The 402-nt window shown below is 36.6% G+C and carries 1 protein-coding gene; it reads right to left on the bottom strand.

Going from position 1 to position 402, the window contains the following annotated elements; genetic code table 11:
- A partial coding sequence (locus D7X55_RS42170) for a PfkB family carbohydrate kinase (protein WP_233610487.1) occupies nucleotides 1–402 on the bottom strand: 402 nt, incomplete at both ends.

Raw genomic sequence — 402 nt, 5'->3', positions numbered from 1 at the left:
GTTGTATTCTGTGGAAAAATACGCTTTATCTTTTTCTGCTTCGTATAACATTGCACTCCAACCATTTCTACTTGCCGAATAACTTCTACGCAGAGTTGTAGCTACATACCTACATCCAAACTTCTTGTGAATCTCCCTAGCCACCTGCACATAGCCATCTTTATTTAATTCTCCACTATTAATATTTGTATGCTCAGCTTTAATTCCTAGCACTTTTTCTGCATCTTCTTCATTACAAATACAAATATCAACCAATGGTAGTATCTGTTCCATCTTTTCTTTTGCTTCCTCTGATGTCCAAAGCTTGGATCGATAATTTAAATCACAAGAAATTGTTATACCTCTTTTTTTGGCAGCCTGACATGCATCTAAGGACGTCTCAAAGAGATTCTCAGACAATGC

It is taken from the genome of Corallococcus sp. AB049A, assembly GCF_003668885.1.
Taxonomy (GTDB): domain Bacteria; phylum Myxococcota; class Myxococcia; order Myxococcales; family Myxococcaceae; genus Corallococcus; species Corallococcus interemptor.
The sequence above is the reverse complement of the archived record's forward strand: the minus strand, read 5'-3'. Positions and strand labels throughout refer to the sequence as shown.